Raw genomic sequence first — 16,439 nt, 5'->3', positions numbered from 1 at the left:
CCACGTTAAAGGTACTGGCGCAAGAATCTGAATGACCCGGGGTAAAATCAATGACTAAAAAATACACTGCCATACTGACAGCCGCGGGAGTGGAAAAACTGGCCGCAGCCGCACTATCTGGCATTCCCGTGGGATTTGCTGAGATGGCTATTGGTGACGGAGGTGGCACGCTCCCAACTCCCTCCAGTGAGCAGCCCGGCCTGATTAATGAATTGTACCGCTCCAGACTTAACCGCGTGGTGATTGCAGACCAGGCAAATAACGTCATACGCGCGGAACTGCTGATCCCTCCGCAGGTAGGCGGATTCTGGCTCCGCGAAGCGGCGCTTTATGATGAGGATGGCAATTGTCTGGCGGTGGCAAACATGCCGGAGTCGTACAAGCCTTTACTGGCTGAAGGGGCTGGCCGATTCCAGGCGGTCAATTTGTGGATAGCCGTCAGCAATACTGCCAGCGTGGAGCTGAAGGCCGACCCGTCCGTTATTATGGCAACGGTGGAAGAGGTTGCCCGCGCCAAAAGCGAAGCGAAAGATTACACCGATGAGGTGACTGGTTCGCTGAATACGAATGTTCAGCAGGCTATTTCTGACGCTATTGCAGCGGCAAAGCGTGATTTCTGGGAGGATGAAAACCCGGTCGGCACGGTGAAGTTTTACGCGCAGAACGTTAACCCTAACGAGCGTTATCCGTGGTCGAAGTGGGTTTATACCGGCGAAAACAAAACGATCCGCGTCGGCAAGGCTGACGGTTCGGACGTTGCCACGACAGGCGGCAGCGATACTGTGACCATTGAACGTGCCAACCTGCCCGCCGTGCAGATTGATGTGAGCGGCGAAACCAGCGAGCAGCCTGAGCAAACACTGACTACAGCGGAAAATGGGGCGCATAACCACCAGGGCGGTGACGGTGCGCCGGGTGAACAGTGGCGGGAAGGGACGCACGGCACGGATAACCAGAAGGACGCTAATTTTAACCTGACCAGTGATGCGCCTGCGCACTCGCATGACGTTGTTATTCCGCCGCATAAACACTCGACAACCGGCAAAACCGCCAACCTCGGCGAGGGTAAATCGTTCAGCGTGGTGGAAGCCCACACCCTGCTGATGTGCTGGGCGAGGGTGGCGTAGTATCGAGTAACGTCGAAAATGACAGTGCTGCAGCATGGTCAAAAATGGCGATGTTTGCCGGTATAACAAAGCCCCTCGATGAGGGGCTTTTTGCTGGTTAAAACAGGCTGCCGAGGGAGTTTGATACCGAGTTAACGGCTTTGGTTGCGCTGGTTTTGAGATCATCCAGCACGTCACTGACCGAGGACGTCTGTAGCTTCTCGCGAAAATCTGCATCCGCGCGACTCAGGCTGATCGTGAACTCAATCTTTTTTGGGTTGCCGTAGCGATCAAACTCCGTCTTTCCCCGCTCCAGCCGCGTCATTACGTACATCCCGTAAATCTGCCCGTCACCTTCAATCAGCGGCCAGGGGCGACCGGCAAAGCCGATTGTCTCCAGCGCCGACAGTGACCACCGCCCGCCGGTGATTTCCGGGTATAGCACACCGTCAAGGGTGATCGTATCGTCACCCGGCCCGATATACTGCCAGGCCGCCGACTGATTAACCCGGTCATTTTTAACGTGTCGCCACTCCTGCGAGTGCCGAAGCTGCTGATACGGGACAGTGCGCAGCGTAAAAACAAACATCCCGAATACCATCATCATAGTGATAATCCCCTTTATTCCCGATCGCGGTATGAACCACGGTTAGCTTTGCGGGTGCTGGCCATCGCATCACGCACAGCGTTGCGAACCATTTTTTCAAGCTCCTGATCCGAGCGTTTGCCGACGTCGTTAAAGACCAGCTGGAAGAACGGCGCAGCACCCGACGAGGCAGCGACCGGCGCAGATGTTGCCCCCTGTGTCGCCGTCGGTACCGACAGAACACCACCGGCCGCAGCAGCAGACACGCGCGGCACAGGTTGCGGAATAACCCGCGCTTCCTGATAGGCACCACGCAGCGCAAGTGCACGCGGCAGGTTTTTAAAAACAATATCGCCAGGGCCAACTTTCTTCGTGTTGTTGGCCGTAGCTTTGGTATTCGTCTCGATGTTTTTCAGGTGTCCCTGAACTCCTCCGCCATTACCACCGAGAGGCGAGGAGGGAGATGAAACAGATGGTTTCCATTCTTTTTTAACCATTTTTTTCTGTTTCGGGTCCCATTCCCACATAACAGGTGACCAACCCCATTCCTTCTGCACCATCTTTTTCTGTTTGGGATCCCACTCCCATGATGTGGGGGGCTTGGTTGTGATGCTATTGGCCTTAGCTTTGGCTGCATCAAGACTGGAAGGGATCGCGCCAAGTTTTTCAAGAAGCAAGGAAACGCCTTGTGTTAGCAAGCGCAATGGGGTGAAAAGCAAATTAAGAGCGGTACCGAGAATTTCACCAAAAGTTTTTCCAGCACTGGCGCATTTATCCAGCGTGTCTTTACTGGTCTGCATTGGAGAGAGTAAATTCTTAAACCATCCCCATATCGCCTTAATGCCATCACCCAGCACTGAAAAAACGGGCGCCAGTGCTGAAAATGCATTCCTGAGTGGGGTTAGTCCATCCCAGACTCCGCTAAGAAATCCACCAAAGAATGCTTTAATGGGCTCCCAGAATTTCCAGATCACTAACCCAGCAGCAACAAACGCCAGCGCAATCAGGCCGGGAAGGCCCAGCAGGGTGGCAAGAATAACGCGCATCCCGGAAAGCACCAGATTGAGCCTGGCGACACTGGAAGTTGCGGTAATTGAAGACAACCCGATGTTTTGAATTGCCAGCCTCAGTTTCGCAAAGGGGCCAACGTAGAAACTGACGGCGAGACTGGCTACACCAATAGCCCCTGTAAGAGCAACCAGCGCCGCAGCGACAAGGACGAGTGTTTGTGTCAGTTCCGGGTTTTCGCTCGCCCATTCGCGAAGATGATTAACAAACGTGGTCAGCGTCTGCGTGATTATCCTGAGACTGCCATCCATCCCCGTCAGCACCTCCGTGCGCAGACCGTCAAATGCGCCGCCCAGCTTGCCGATATCTCCGGGCAGGTTATCGCGCAGGGTATCACCCAGCCTGTCGGCGCTTCCCCTGGTATCGCCGAGACGATTAGAGACGTTCGCCAGCGCCGAAAGAAACGCCGGGATCTGATCGATAGACAGGTCTTCAATCGGGGTACCAAAAAGCGAAATCGCGGCATTAGCCCGCGTCGCTGGATCCTGAATAGACAGCAGTCCTTTTGCCGTCTTCTCCATCGCCTTGCGCGCGCTTTCGCCGCCCGTGGCTATAGCCGATGACATGACAGCCGCATCAAGGCCGATCGCCTTATAGGCGCTGACGCTGTTCTTTGACATATCGGAGCCACGGATCGAAAACTCCTTGATCGCATCCCCGGTCTTGTCCAGCGCAAACTTACCCTGTTGCGCCATGCTGACCAGCAGCGACATGGTTTCCGCGCCGGTGAAGCCCATATTGCGGAAGTGGGTAGAATATTCGTGAAGGATTTCCGGCATCTCGCCGCGCATCCGTGTTGAAACGCGCTGCATCCCCGATGTAATAAGGTCGAACGCCTCATCGCTGCTACGGGCCAGGCCGTTTTTCATCATGATTGCAGCCATCTGGATCTGCTCTGTCATATCCCCGCCCAGCGCGGTTTGCAGATCCAGCGCCTTGCGGGAAATACGCGTCAGCTCATCGTCACCCACCTCGCCGAGGGCGCCCAGCGTACTGCGAACGCCCGCCACCGCCTCGGATATACGGGCAAGATCGCGACTGACGCCAGCGGCGTTAATATCCTGAATGATGCGGGAGTAGCGACCGCCGGATGCGGCACCCTCACCATTCTGGGCAGCAATAACGGAGGCGTGCTCCTGAGTCTGGATTTGCGGTGCCATCAGCCGTGCGCCCAGATAGCCAGCCCCGGCACTCGCCGCCGTCATCACCAGACCAGCACCACGCATCTTGCCGGCAATCTCTTTCGCGCGGTCATACTGCATGCGCGCTTGCGTGGCCGCCGCGAGCTGGCGACGTTCGCGCTCAAGGGTCTGGTTATATTGCTCTGTTCGGCGAATGGCGCTGGCAATAGTCTGACTGCCGCCCGCAAGGGAAACGCCGTGGCGACGGAGCGCCTCGGAGGCTCCCCGGAGACTCTCGGTCTCTTTATCGCGTCGGACTTTGAGACGATCCAGCTTCGCCGCGAGATCGGTCATCTGCTGGCGTTGCTTATCCGTCAGCGTGGCACCTGACCGCTGGGCCTGCTTCAGTCCTTCCAGCGTGCGGGTGGTGTCGTCGATAGTGCGGGAGGTTTTTTTAACGCTGTCGCGTAGACGGTTGAAGGCGGCAGATTGCCGCTCAACCTCTTTGATTGAACCCTGCGTTTGCTTGAGGGAGTCCGAAAGGCCGCCAATCGCTTTACTGGCGGCACTGACCGGACGGGTGAGCTTGTCAATGGCACTGAACGCAACGCGAATACTAAGATCCATCGTCGTCATCCTCCTGTTCATGGTTGCCGCTTCTGATGGCCGCCTTCTCGCGCCAGGCCATCAGCTCGCGCAGCTCCATGCCGTACATCTCGGAGGGCGGCCAGTGAAAAATAACTGCAATGTCGGCGATCAGATCGTCGACGTCAGAAAATACCGCCTCTCTTATTCGCTCTCCGTCTCCGCCGCGTTCGGTACGGACGGCGCCGGTTTCGTCAAAAAAGGCGTAATCTCTTCGCAGATGGCGGTAAAGTCACCGGTTGCCATAGTGCCAACATCAGAGGTGGTCAGTGATGGTGTGGTGACGCGAGTCAGCAGCGTAGAGACCGCATCGAAATCGAAGTTCAGCACATCAACCAGACGCAGGCCGCGCAGGGAGCCGGCCTGTTTGATATTGTCGTTGATGGTGATAGTAGTAATTTCCTGATCGCCGCGCTTAATCGGCTTACTGAGAATAATGGACATAACAGTTTCTCCGGGCGGCACTCTGGCCGCCTTAAAGGTGAGTAAAAAGGGTTATCAGCTGCCGAGGCCCAGCGCCGACATAATGCGATCCGGATAGAGATTCTGACCGTTCCGCTTGTAGATGAAGTTCAGCAGGTCGATTTCCAGCAATGGCTTATCGTCCACCGACAGCTTGTAGTAGGTGTTTTTGATGGCGTAAGTGTGGTTGGTGTCATCACCCTGCTTGGCATCACCTGGATCGATTTCGGTGATACGCCCGCGCATCTCAACTTCCAGCAGTGAGCTGGTGCCGCTGCTGTAAATCTCGCCGACAAAGCGCAGGCGCATTTCGTCGATATCACCGCCGTATTTCAGGATTAGCTTTTCGACCACACCGCCAACAACCATTGACGCATCAAGCGCCCCGGAATCCAGTCCCAGATCGACAGCAACAGCGCCCACCATGCCGCCGCCCTGATAGTCTTCGGTCTTGCGCGTCACTTTTGGCAGCGTCACGCTGGGAACCTTGCCGATATGGTTCACGCCGTCCACAAAGACGGTGAACAGCCGGAGTTTTTTAGGAATAGCCACTATTCACCTCCCAGCGATGCAAAAGCAGATTCGTAATACTGATCGGTGAACGTCTGGATCATCGTCAGATCTTCCAGCGGTGGCACAGGACTGTAGTTATAGCGCACAACAACCTTCCCTTGACGGATGCCCGTAACCGGATTATCAACGACGTCATACCAGCAGGCCGCACCAATCAGCTTGCCCGCCGTGACCAGCGCCTGAAGTTTGGCGTTAATCCCGCTCACCACGTCTTTCACGTTCGCAGGGGTCAGCGGGGTATCCACAGTGGTGAACTGCGCTTCCGCGATGCTGTCTGCCAGAATCTGCGCGGTTCGCGTGTACACCTCGAAAATGAATTCTTCGGTGTCGGTGGTGCGGTTGCCCCAGAAGCGGAAGCCGTCGCGCTTAATGAGCGTGGTGATCTCGTTGGCGTTCAGCTCGTTGGCGTCGGAATCTTCCGCCTGCAACGCCCAGAACACATCCTTCGAAATCCCCAGCACGTTTTTGACCGGCACGTTTGACAGTGATTTATGCCATCCCTGCTCGCTGTCGATTAGCGCCCGCAGACCCAGCGCATAAGCCACGGCAGGGAATTCTTCATTCACACCGGTTAGCGGGTTATAGGCTATGAAGTTCGGCCAGATCAGCATTCCTTCGCGTTCTGCAAACGTCTCGCGGTAGGTTTTCGCTTCCGCAATGGTGTCGCAGCCGTCGCAGTAGCTGTATGAGAACGCCCGCAATTGCTTCGCGATAACCCGCAGCTGTGCGGTCACTTCGGCGGTGTCGTACTCCGGAATGCCGAGAATGCGCGGACGATAGCCGGTTTTCTGCTCCGCCGTCAGAAAGGCAAACATACCCGTGTAACTGCCGTCCGCCTGCGTGCCGCCGATAATCAACTGCGACTGCGTTGGCTTGCCTTCACCGATCTCAGCTTCGGCAACGCGCACAACGATCACGCGGGTGCTGACCTGGTCGGAAATAGCTTTCAGCGATTTGTAGAGCGAACCGGTTTTACCTGCTTTGCCGAGTACGCTGATAACCCGCGTCACAAGCACCGGAGTGTTAAGTGGGAAGGTGGCGGGGTCGGCGTCTTCGGATACCGCGACCAGACCAATGACCGTTGAATCAATGTCATTGATCGCGGTCTGGAGGTCGGTATTTTCCTTGACGCGCGCCCCGTGGAAAAAGTTGTCGGTCATACTCTACCGCCATCATGTTGAGTGAGTTCGCGGTCATCTTCGCCGGGATAGGGGCCGCTGTCGTGCATTCAGGGTTGTGACCATCCCGCCACAACAAAAAGCCATCGCCAGTATCACGCGCGCATGAAACCATCAGCGGCGGAGGTAGATTCATGGCACTGACGACAGACACTATCGACAAAGCAAAAGCGTTACTGGACGAAGGGGCGCAGCGATTCCAGGACTATCAGTCCGAACTGTCGCGCGTACCGGCCTTCAGTATACTGATGGGCGGCAAAGCACTGACGCAGCTGGATCCGCGCATTATTTCGCTGGAGCTGACCGACAACCGCGGATTTGAGGCCGACGAGTTGACCATTGCTATCGACGACAGCGACGGATTGATCGAGCTGCCGCCGCGTGGTGCTGAGCTATCAGTATCGCTAGGGTGGCAGGGCGAACCACTGGTTTACAAAGGGGTTTACACCGTTGACGAGGTCGCCCATTCGGGGCCGCCGGACAAGCTGGAGATCACCGCCCGCAGCGCGGATTTTCGGGACGAGTTCAACGTCAAGCGCGAGGTGTCCTGGCACGACGTGACGGTCGAGCGCATCGTGTCGGCCATCGCCAGGCGTTACAAACTGACGCCGGTGATTTCCGAGCAGCTGATGAGCGCCGAGATTGATCACGCCGACCAGACCCAGGAAAGCGATATGTCATTTCTGACGAGGATGGCCGACCTGCTGGGGGCCATTGCCACCATCAAAAACGGTAGCCTTCTGTTTATCCTGCCGGGTGGTGGCGTCAGCGCGAACGGCAAAGCCCTGCCGCAGTTTGCGATCACCCGCTCCAGTGGCGACCGGCATTCCTTCCGCATCGCCGACCGTGACGCTTACACCGGCGTGCAGGCGTACTGGCTGGATCTGGAGTTTGGCAAAAAGAAAAAAGTCACAGTCAAGGCACGAAAGAAAAAAACTGAGAAGAAGCCGCGCAGCAGCGCAAGGGAAGGGGATTATATCGCCGGTGAAGACGGCAACGTTTTTGTTTTGAGGACAACTTACAGCAGCGAGATCGCCGCTCAGCGTGCAGCTGCTGCCAAGTGGCAGCAGCTTAAACGCGGTGCCGCCGAGTTCTCTATGACGCTCGCATATGGCCGTGCTGACTTGTACCCGGAAATGCACGGTACGGTATCAGGATTTAAGACGGATATTAATAATCAGGACTGGATAATTGCGAAGGCCACGCACACGATCGATGAGGGTGGATTTAAAACGCAGCTGGAGCTTGAAGCGAAAATCCCCGAATGGATTGCAGAAACGGAGTCATAGCAGCCATAATAACGGTGAGTTCAACTCCCGCCCGGGAGGCCATCATGTTCAAGTGTCCCATTTGCGGTGCCGTTGCTAAAACGCGCACCAGTCGCCCATTGAGTAATACCACCGTTCGCCATTATCACCAGTGCCAGAACTTTGAATGCAGTATCACATTCACCACCCTGAACAGCGTTGAAAAACTGGTAACAAAGCGCGGCCATCGCGAAGAGTTGCCGCCGGGATTTATCCCCTCAGATGCGTTCCCATCATCACACTATGGCGACGCACAATTAAGCCTCGCCGTATAAAACTAGCCCCGCATTTCGCGGGCTGTTTCTTGCCAATCCAGACCAATCCGATAAAATAAAAATGTTTTGTAACAAATAGCAATTAGTAAATAATTAAGGGGATGCTTTATGGCTTTGGTCAGTTGTCCTGAGTGCAGGAAGGAAGTAAGCGATTCAGCTTTGAGATGCCCATCTTGTGGCAAACAGCTAAAAAAACCTCGTCGCTCAATTTTTGGGAAGTTAATAAAATGGGCATTCATTCTGTTTAATATCTTCATGATCTACGCTGTTTTTAAGGGATTAGGTGGCAGCGGTGAGGTGATCAGTCAAGCCTCATCGGACGCGGAAAGAGCCGGGGCCGCTTTGGGCGCGGGATTGGGAATGATGGCCATTGGTACTATTTGGGTTATTGGCGATATTGTCATTGGAATACTGGTGTTCCTTACAAGACCAAAGGGATGATCTCATGAAGAAAAGCTTTGTTTTCATTGTGACATTTTTAGCCGCTTCCGTTTCTTTGGCTACTCATGCTCAAGAGGAACCAAGGGACTTTAAAGGAGTTCTTCAGTGCCGAACGATAGAGGATAGCTCTCAGCGCCTTTCTTGTTACGATAATTCAATTCCACCTACGCGAACGAAGAGTGCTAAAAAATTTGAAAGTAGAGATCAATGCCCTGATGAAAAAACGGATGAGGGGCGCCTGACCTGCTATGACCGATTTTTCTCACCAACGTTTAAACCAACGAGTTCAGCCAAAACCACACCTTCAGGTTCAGAGGTTGGTAAAAACGAGGTGATCAGTAAAGAAAAGCTAATTGAATGCCGCTCAGAAATAAATGGAACCAAACGATTAGCATGTTATGACAAGCTTTTCCCTCAAGATATAAAAGAGGAAGTTGCGCCCGCTGCGGTAGAACCAGCTCAGAACCCTGGAAAATGGCTGACTCACATAACAACATCTCCGGTTGATGACTCGAAAAACGTGGTTTTAATGCTGCCTAGCAATGATTCCATCAGAACCCCATACGGCGAGACAGTTACACCAACGATTTTTGTAGCCTGCCGTGAAAAGAAAACTGAAGTTTTTATTAATTGGGATGTGTATTTAGGGCTAGAGGAAACGAGCATGCTTTACCGGTTTGATAAGCAAAAAGCGGTGGAAAGAAGCTGGTCAATTTCTACTGATACCAAGGCCGTTTTTTACAGTGGGCGGGATATTGATTTTGTTAAAGCCATGACGAAAGCCGATAAGATGTTCGCAAGGATAACTCCTTACAACGAAAGCCCGGTGTCTGTAACATTCGATTTGGCGGGACTCAATAGCGCACTGAAACCATTACAGCAAGCCTGTGGCTGGAAATAGAGTTGATAGGTTATGAAGATAAGCCACGGGTAACCGTGGCTTTTTGTCGATGTGGTCACAGTGTGGACACTGTTTGATAAAAATCCTTTTCTATCAGTGGGCTGATGGCTTCCTTAGCGCACCATCCCTGTCTTGATTGGTTTAAAAGGCAATAATTTTGAAAGGGGATGCATTCACATGATACAAAAGCCCCGCACTGACGGGGCTTGGTGGATGCTAAGTGGATGGCATGGATTTTAATCCTTTAAAATTCAGGCTATTACAGTTCTTATAAACCCCGGGAAACCGGGGTTTTTCAATTATGCTCCGAACCCATATACAGGGGTTCATTCAGCGAATGGAATTAAATAACACCCTGCGCCAGCATAGCGTCAGCAACCTTCACGAAACCGGCGATATTCGCGCCGCGTACGTAGTTGGTCTGCTTCGCTTCACCGCCGTATTCAACGCAGGCGTGGTGGATATCCAGCATGATATGGTGCAGACGAGCGTCCACTTTCTCCGCTTTCCAGCCCATACGCGCGGCGTTCTGTGCCATTTCCAGTCCTGAAGTGGCGACGCCGCCGGCGTTGGCCGCTTTACCCGGCGCGAACAGCACGCCCGCTTCGAGGAACAGATCGGTCGCCGCGATAGTGGTTGGCATGTTGGCGCCTTCCGCGACGGCCTTCACGCCGTTGGCAATCAGCTGGCGGGCAGCGTCGACGTCCAGCTCGTTCTGCGTGGCGCACGGCAGAGCGATATCCACCGGCACGGACCACGGCTGCTTACCTTCAAGGTAGGTCAGGCCGAACTCGCGCGCGTAATCCGCCACGCGGCCGTGGCAGCGCTCTTTAATGTCGATCAGGCGCGCCAGTTTTTCTTTGGTGAAGCCAGATTCGTCAACCACGGTACCGTTGGAGTCGGAAGCCGTAATCACCCGCGCGCCGAGCTCCATGGCTTTCTCAATCGCGTACTGCGCCACGTTGCCCGACCCGGACACCGCGACGCGAGCCCCTTCAAAGCCCAAACCGTGGCGCTTAAGCATCGCTTCGGTGAAGTAAATCAGTCCGTAACCGGTGGCTTCCGGACGAATCAGGCTGCCGCCGAAGGAGAGGCCTTTACCGGTGAAGACGCAGGCGCTGTTGTTGGAGAGCTTACGCATCATTCCGGCCATAAAGCCCACTTCACGACCGCCCACGCCGATATCACCGGCCGGCACGTCGGTATCCGGACCGAGGTGGCGATACAGCTCAGTCATCAGCGACTGGCAGAAACGCATCACTTCGCCATCGCTTTTTCCTTTAGGATCGAAGTCGCTGCCGCCTTTACCGCCGCCCATAGGCAGGGTGGTGAGGGCGTTTTTGAAGGTTTGTTCAAAGCCGAGGAATTTCAGAATCGACAGGTTTACAGAGGGATGGAAACGCATACCGCCCTTATACGGGCCGATGGCGGAGTTGAACTGCACGCGCCAGGCGCGGTTAACCTGAACCTGATTGCGGTCATCAACCCAAACGACGCGGAACTGGATAGCACGCTCCGGTTCAACCAGACGTTCCAGCAAATTCATCTGACGATAGCGCGGATTTTCCTCAAGGAATGGCCACAGGGTGGTCATCACCTCGCGGACCGCCTGAGCAAATTCAGTTTGATTTGGATCGCGCTGTTGAACGCGGGCGAGAAAACCTTCCAGAGTGCACGTCTGATCCATAGATATAAGTTCCCCTTATGGTTGTGGTTGCGTCTATTTATTATGATTCGGCCCTTGAAAAAGCCGATTTTCCGACTATACCATCGGAAATCGTTAGTTAAGCAAGGAAAAATTGTTCAGAAAGCAAAATTTATAATCAGGCGGTGGTCATAATCAAAAACGATGACAACCACCCGATAAAATTAGCGGGAATGGAGAGCGGCGCGCTGGGCGATAAAGGCTTCGAGCAGGGGAATATCGGCTGGCGCAAGAGGGAAGGTTAACGCCTCCTGCGGTGAACACCAGCGCAGCTGGCTGTGGTAGCGGGCGATGGGTTCGCCGTTAAAATGCGGAACCCACCAGGCGTGAAGATGTATCAGGCGGGCGGACACTTCGCGCTGGTGGCTGGCGATGTAGCATTCCGGCCGGGCGTCGATCGCCAGCTCCTCCTGGAGCTCGCGCGCCAGCGCCTGGGCCTGGGTTTCGCCGGGTTCGACTTTACCGCCGGCCAGTTCCCACATTCCCGGCTGATCCGCGTGGGGCGGCCGCTGCGCCAGCAGAATTTGCCCGTTGCGTTCGATAATGGCGGCAACAACATCAAGGGTTTTTAGCATGTGAATCATCGTTCTGTACGGGATAATGGCCTATTATCACCGTCCTTGTCCCCGTCAAACAACCCTGAATTCGCTGGAGAGACTTTGTGCTTGACCGTCATTTGCATCCCCGCCTGAAACCTGTCCTCAACGCCGCCGTCGCCCTGCTGGATCGTCCGGCTATCTCTCCCGATGGCCTGACGCTCTTTGGCTTTGCGATTGGCGTGCTGGCGCTGCCGTTTTTAGCCCTGGGCTGGTATCCGGCGGCGCTGGCGGCGATCGTGCTCAACCGACTGCTGGATGGCCTGGACGGCGCGCTGGCCCGGCGACGCGGATTAACCGATGCGGGCGGTTTTCTCGATATTTCGCTCGATTTCCTGTTTTACGCCCTGGTGCCGTTTGGCTTTATTCTTGCCGATCCGGCGCACAACGCGCTGGCGGGCGGCTGGCTGCTGTTCGCGTTTATCGGCACCGGCAGCAGCTTTCTCGCCTTTGCCGCGCTGGCGGCTAAGCATCAAATCGATAATCCGGGCTACGCCCACAAATCGTTTTATTATCTCGGCGGGCTGACGGAAGGGACGGAAACTATCGCGCTGTTTGTGCTGAGCTGCCTGTTCCCGGCGTGGTTTGCGTGGCTGGCGTGGATGTTTGGCGCACTGTGCTGGCTGACGACCTTTACGCGGGTGTGGAGCGGATACCTTACCCTGAAGCAGGTAAGAGATTGATGGGCGGGTTTTTCCCGGCTCGGGCTGCGCTTAGCCGGGCTACGGGGCCGCAGTCGTCAGCGGTCCGGTGCGCCAGCGCCGTCTTCGGGAATGCGCCGGGAAGGATGCTTCCCGGCGGTGCATATGGCCAACAGGCGAATTACATACTGCTTTCCGGGCCGCGTTCCCCGCGCGAGACCGGGTTTTTCGGGTTGCTGCTCCACTCGTACCAGCCGCCGTCGTAGACCGAGACGTTGTTCCAGCCCATCGCCCGGGCGTACATAAAGGTTTCTGAGGCGCGCCAGCCGGTACCGCAGTAAAAAGAGACCTGCTGGTTCGGCAGAATATTCCATGATTTCCACATCGCGGCGATATCATCTGCGCTACGCATGGTGCCGTCCGGATTATGGAAATCCTCCATATGGGTGGAGTCGCTTCCGGCATGGCCCCAGCGGGCTCCGGCAATCTCCCCCATCGGCTTGATATAGCTGTAGCCGCTGGTGGTGCCGATAAACTCCGGCCAGGAACGAATGCTCACCAGCGAGGCGTCCTGACGGTGCAGCAGGGCGCGAGCCTGCTCGGTATTGAGCATCAGCTGCGGCTGACCCGGGATCGGCGCGCCGAACTCCGGCTCGGGCTTCTGCTTCGGCGGCGTTCCGCGCTCGACCGGCAGCCCGGCGTCGGACCAGGTTTTCCAGCCGCCGTCGAGCAGGCGCACATCCTTCACCCCGGCGTAGAGCATGATCTGCGCCACGCGGGCGGCGGCATACACGTCGCGACCGTACAAAATCACCGTGGTGTCATGGCGAATACCGTGTTTTGCCAGCATCGCTTTAAGCTGCGCGTCGGAGACTTTGTTCCATAGCGGCTCGCTCTCCACCTCGTTGGTATCGATATACCCGGCGCCCGGAATATGGCTCAGCAGATAAAACTTCGGCGCGCCCCAGGCGGCCTCGAACACCTTCCAGTGCCCGGCAGGCGCGGCGGTGACCGGTTTACCCTGCTGGAGGTCGTGCAGCCACTGCGGATACACCAGCTGTTCAAAATGCGGCAGCTTCTGCAGGCGGTCCGCCTGGCTCAGGGCGTCGCCGAGCGAGCTGAGGTGAGTGAAACCAGCCGCCTTAAGGCGCGCCGCGACTTTCGCGTTGTCGTCGGCGTTGCCGTACAGCGCAATCGGCGTAGAGGCCTGCAGATTGTGCAGCTTAGCCCAGGCGCTCAGCTGTTCATCGTTCAGCGAGCCAAGCCAGCTGGCGGCGAGGTTGAGCGCCTGCGGTTCATGGCCCTGAGGGCCGTCGGCGCCTTGCGGCCAACCGTTATAGAAAGCGCTAAGGCGCGTGTCAATAGCGACGCCGTTGTGCTGTTGCAGCGTGGAAAGCATTAGCGTTGGCATGGTGTCAGCGGCGGAGGTGGAAGCAGCAGCAAGCCCCATCAGCAGGGCGAGTGCGGTCAATTGAGAAACACGTTTCATCGAAATGCCCGGCAGTAGAAAATTGAGCGGCAATTCTCCGCGAACAACGCGGAGAATTCTTTGCGATAGCGCAGGCTTTCATTGCCAGAGCCCCATATGCAAACAGCGCCCGCCGGCGGGCGTATCCTGGTCATCATGCGTGACCAGCACCGCGGGGATCGCCTGCCGCGCCAGTTCGTTGAACACCCAGCGGCGAAAATCGGCGCGCAGCGCAACGTCGAGGCGGTTAAACGGCTCATCCAGCAGCAGCGCCCGCGGTCGGGCCAGCAGGGCGCGCAGCAGGCTGACCCGCGCCCGCTGGCCGCCGGAAAGGGTGGCCGGATCGCGCGTATAAAACCCCGCCAGACCGGCGCGCTCCAGCGCCTGTTCGACCTGGGCTTTGCGCTGGGGGCCGCGGACGTCAGCGGCAAGCGTCAGCAGTAAATTTTGCCCGACGCTGAAGTGGTCGAACAGCAGCGCGTCCTGGAACAGGATGCCGATGCGCCGTCGCTCGGTGGGTAAACTGTCGCAGCGCTGGTTATCCAGCCACAGCTCGCCGGCGGCGCGAAAATTCTCCGCCAGCGCGCCGACCATCCAGGCGAACAGAGTTGATTTACCGCTGCCCGAGGGGCCCATCAGGGTCAGTATCTCGCCGGGAGCAACGGAAAAGTCGACGTTGCGCAGCAGCGGCTCTCCGTTGAGGCTGAGAGTCAGGTTTTTGACGATCAACATTAGCGTAATCCTTGTCGATAGCGGCCGGTCAGCCAGGCCAGCAGCGCGGTGGCGGCAAAAAACAGCGCCGGCAGCAGTAGCTGCCATAGCGCCTGCGCGGCCAGAGTGGACGTCTCGCCGCCGCTGCTCAGCGCGACGGCTTCGCTGGTGAGCGTCGGGAACCGTCCGCCCCCCAGCCATAACGTCGGCAGATATTGCGCGATGCTTACCGAAAAGCCCACCGCCAGCGCGGTCAGCAGAGGACGCGTCAGGGCGGGTAAGGTAACCAGCCAGAAGATGCGGCCTCGTTGCCAGCCGAGGGTGCGGGCGAGCAGCTCCATGCGCGGGTCGCGAGCGCGCCACGCGGGACGCAGAATAAACAGCATCCACGGCACGACCCACAGCAGGTGCCCCCATAAAACGGCGATCCACTCACCGTCCAGCCACGTATACAGCGCCAGCTGATATTGGCCGTCTACCAGCGGCAGCGCCGGTAAAATCAGCGGCAGCCAGATCCATCCGTCGAAACGGGAGGGGCCAGACGCCAGCCACAGCAGGCAGATAACCGCGCCTAGCGACGCTGAGCAGAGTCCAAGCCACAGGCTGTTGCCGACGCTATCGCTGACCGGCTGGCTATTCTGCGCCGCCGCGGCAAGCAGCAGGGCGCAGGCCACGCCGCACAGCGGCAGAAGAAGGGCGAAGCTTTTCCCGGCGAGCGCCCGCGGCTGCGGGCGGCGGATCCCCTGAACCTGCGGGATCCGCCGTCGCCAGAGACGCCAGACTCCCCACGCCGCCAGCGCCATGATGGCGAGCGTCAGCAGCAGTACCAGGCTGGCGAGGGCGCCTTTCGCCTGCTGGATCTCATCGCCCTGGCTTAACCATTGCCAGGCCAGCACCGCCAGCGTCGGCGGGTTACCCGGGCCAATCACCAGCGCGACGTCGACCGCCGAAAGGCTCCAGGCGGCGGTGCCCAGCAGCGCTATCGACAGCGCCGGAAGCAGCGTGGGCAAGACTAACCATTTCAGGCACTGCCAGCGTCCGTAGCCGAGGCTTTTTAATACCGTCGCCTGTCCGGCCAGGCGTTTCTCGCCTAACAGGCCATAAACCACCCACAGCAGGAACGCGCTCTCTTTGAGCGCCATCGTCAGACCCAGTCCAATGCCGTAGCGGTCAACCGGCGGGGTAAAAAAGGGCAACAGGCGCGGGAGCCAGCCGCCATCGGCGAAGAGCAGCAGGGCTGCGGTGGCGAAGGCCACGTGAGGTACCGCCAGCAGCAGAGGGAGCCTTGCGGCCAGCCGCCGCCAGCCGCCCGACGGCCAGAGTGCGGCCACGACGGTGAGCGTGATGATCAGCGCGCCGCCAACCGATAGCAGGGTTGAGACGAGAGTCGCCGCCAGCGCCTGGCTGAATTGCGGGTCGGCAAACAGCGACAGCCAGCGCGCGCGGCGGAGCGCCGGAAGCGCCATCAGCGCAGCGGCCGGCAGCAGCGGCAGATAGATCAGCGCGACGGCGGCCCAGGCCAGCAGCCTTAGTGCGTGCCGTAGCGGCGCAGCCATTCCTGCTCCAGCGCGTCAACCCAGGCCGCGTGCGGTTCACCCAGCATCGGCGGCATATTCTGCGGCACAACGGCGTTAAAGGCCTGCCGCTCAGTCTCG

General features: G+C 57.3%; 17 protein-coding genes and 1 pseudogene. 6 read left to right on the top strand and 12 right to left on the bottom strand.

What is annotated here, in order from left to right; translation table 11 throughout:
* The first annotated feature begins 50 nt into the window (after nucleotides 1–50).
* Nucleotides 51–1,127 (top strand): phage tail protein, encoded by a 1,077-nt coding sequence (locus tag CDA56_RS27955; RefSeq protein WP_104011474.1) that lies wholly within the window; start codon nucleotides 51–53, stop codon nucleotides 1,125–1,127.
* A 97-nt stretch (nucleotides 1,128–1,224) separates the two neighbouring features.
* Here CDA56_RS27955 and CDA56_RS27950 read toward each other — a convergent pair whose 3' ends face one another.
* From CDA56_RS27950 to CDA56_RS27925, 6 genes are read right to left on the bottom strand one after another with little or no spacing between them, the layout of a single operon-like run.
* Nucleotides 1,225–1,713 carry a phage tail protein gene (locus CDA56_RS27950; RefSeq protein ID WP_104011473.1) on the bottom strand — a complete coding sequence of 163 codons (489 nt, stop codon included), beginning with the start codon at nucleotides 1,711–1,713 and terminating at the stop codon, nucleotides 1,225–1,227.
* A gap of 14 nt (nucleotides 1,714–1,727) precedes the next feature.
* The gene (locus CDA56_RS27945) at nucleotides 1,728–4,508 is read right to left on the bottom strand and encodes a phage tail tape measure protein (RefSeq protein WP_104011472.1); all 2,781 of its coding nucleotides are present in this window, start codon (nucleotides 4,506–4,508) and stop codon (nucleotides 1,728–1,730) included.
* Nucleotides 4,498–4,638, bottom strand: a complete 141-nt coding sequence (locus tag CDA56_RS27940; protein ID WP_032415160.1) for a GpE family phage tail protein — start codon at nucleotides 4,636–4,638, stop codon at nucleotides 4,498–4,500. The genes CDA56_RS27945 and CDA56_RS27940 overlap by 11 nt, the downstream gene beginning before the upstream one ends.
* 32 nt (nucleotides 4,639–4,670) lie before the next feature.
* Nucleotides 4,671–4,970 (bottom strand): phage tail assembly protein, encoded by a 300-nt coding sequence (locus CDA56_RS27935; protein ID WP_104011471.1) that lies wholly within the window; start codon nucleotides 4,968–4,970, stop codon nucleotides 4,671–4,673.
* Nucleotides 4,971–5,024: 54 nt separating this feature from the next.
* Complete coding sequence (locus CDA56_RS27930; RefSeq protein WP_104011470.1) at nucleotides 5,025–5,540, bottom strand: phage major tail tube protein; 516 nt, start codon at nucleotides 5,538–5,540, stop codon at nucleotides 5,025–5,027.
* Complete coding sequence (locus tag CDA56_RS27925; protein ID WP_104011469.1) at nucleotides 5,540–6,721, bottom strand: phage tail sheath subtilisin-like domain-containing protein; 1,182 nt, start codon at nucleotides 6,719–6,721, stop codon at nucleotides 5,540–5,542. Before CDA56_RS27925 ends, CDA56_RS27930 begins: the two co-directional genes overlap by 1 nt.
* A gap of 152 nt (nucleotides 6,722–6,873) precedes the next feature.
* On the opposite strand from CDA56_RS27925, the gene CDA56_RS27920 reads away from it, so the two are divergent.
* The 4 genes from CDA56_RS27920 to CDA56_RS27905 all read left to right on the top strand — a co-directional run bounded on the left by CDA56_RS27920 (nucleotide 6,874) and on the right by CDA56_RS27905 (nucleotide 9,663).
* Entirely contained in the window at nucleotides 6,874–8,028 is a 1,155-nt protein-coding gene (locus CDA56_RS27920; RefSeq protein WP_104011468.1) for a phage late control D family protein, read from the top strand.
* 44 nt (nucleotides 8,029–8,072) lie between these two features.
* Nucleotides 8,073–8,321: an ogr/Delta-like zinc finger family protein gene (locus tag CDA56_RS27915; RefSeq protein WP_104011467.1), complete on the top strand. Its 249-nt coding sequence runs from the start codon at nucleotides 8,073–8,075 to the stop codon at nucleotides 8,319–8,321.
* Nucleotides 8,322–8,429: 108 nt separating this feature from the next.
* Entirely contained in the window at nucleotides 8,430–8,762 is a 333-nt protein-coding gene (locus CDA56_RS27910) for a zinc ribbon domain-containing protein (protein ID WP_086073996.1), read from the top strand.
* A 4-nt stretch (nucleotides 8,763–8,766) separates the two neighbouring features.
* Nucleotides 8,767–9,663: a type VI secretion system-associated protein TagO gene (locus CDA56_RS27905; RefSeq protein WP_086073995.1), complete on the top strand. Its 897-nt coding sequence runs from the start codon at nucleotides 8,767–8,769 to the stop codon at nucleotides 9,661–9,663.
* A gap of 343 nt (nucleotides 9,664–10,006) precedes the next feature.
* On the opposite strand, the gene gdhA is transcribed toward CDA56_RS27905, so the two are convergent.
* Together gdhA and CDA56_RS27890 are read right to left on the bottom strand one after the other, a co-directional pair.
* Nucleotides 10,007–11,350: an NADP-specific glutamate dehydrogenase gene (gene gdhA, locus CDA56_RS27900; protein WP_004850048.1), complete on the bottom strand. Its 1,344-nt coding sequence runs from the start codon at nucleotides 11,348–11,350 to the stop codon at nucleotides 10,007–10,009.
* 182 nt (nucleotides 11,351–11,532) lie between these two features.
* Complete coding sequence (locus CDA56_RS27890; RefSeq protein ID WP_009653472.1) at nucleotides 11,533–11,943, bottom strand: pyrimidine (deoxy)nucleoside triphosphate diphosphatase; 411 nt, start codon at nucleotides 11,941–11,943, stop codon at nucleotides 11,533–11,535.
* A gap of 86 nt (nucleotides 11,944–12,029) precedes the next feature.
* On the opposite strand from CDA56_RS27890, the gene CDA56_RS27885 reads away from it, so the two are divergent.
* Nucleotides 12,030–12,647, top strand: coding sequence for a CDP-alcohol phosphatidyltransferase family protein (locus tag CDA56_RS27885; protein WP_046878586.1), 618 nt, complete (start codon nucleotides 12,030–12,032; stop codon nucleotides 12,645–12,647).
* 139 nt (nucleotides 12,648–12,786) lie between these two features.
* Here CDA56_RS27885 and CDA56_RS27880 read toward each other — a convergent pair whose 3' ends face one another.
* The 4 genes and pseudogenes from CDA56_RS27880 to CDA56_RS31405 form a co-directional block, all read right to left on the bottom strand.
* On the bottom strand, nucleotides 12,787–14,094 hold the full coding sequence (locus tag CDA56_RS27880) for a rhodanese-like domain-containing protein (RefSeq protein WP_102802809.1): 1,308 nt from the start codon (nucleotides 14,092–14,094) through the stop codon (nucleotides 12,787–12,789).
* A 78-nt stretch (nucleotides 14,095–14,172) separates the two neighbouring features.
* Nucleotides 14,173–14,805 carry an ATP-binding cassette domain-containing protein gene (locus CDA56_RS27875; protein WP_102802808.1) on the bottom strand — a complete coding sequence of 211 codons (633 nt, stop codon included), beginning with the start codon at nucleotides 14,803–14,805 and terminating at the stop codon, nucleotides 14,173–14,175.
* Nucleotides 14,805–16,340 carry an ABC transporter permease subunit gene (locus CDA56_RS27870; RefSeq protein WP_104011466.1) on the bottom strand — a complete coding sequence of 512 codons (1,536 nt, stop codon included), beginning with the start codon at nucleotides 16,338–16,340 and terminating at the stop codon, nucleotides 14,805–14,807. Before CDA56_RS27870 ends, CDA56_RS27875 begins: the two co-directional genes overlap by 1 nt.
* Nucleotides 16,313–16,439: pseudogene (locus CDA56_RS31405) on the bottom strand (ABC transporter substrate-binding protein); the annotation flags it as partial. The gene CDA56_RS27870 and the pseudogene CDA56_RS31405, both read right to left, overlap by 28 nt.

Source organism: Klebsiella michiganensis (assembly GCF_002925905.1).
GTDB lineage: Bacteria > Pseudomonadota > Gammaproteobacteria > Enterobacterales > Enterobacteriaceae > Klebsiella > Klebsiella michiganensis.
Note: the sequence above shows the minus strand (reverse complement) of the source record. Positions and strands in the feature narration are given on the sequence as shown.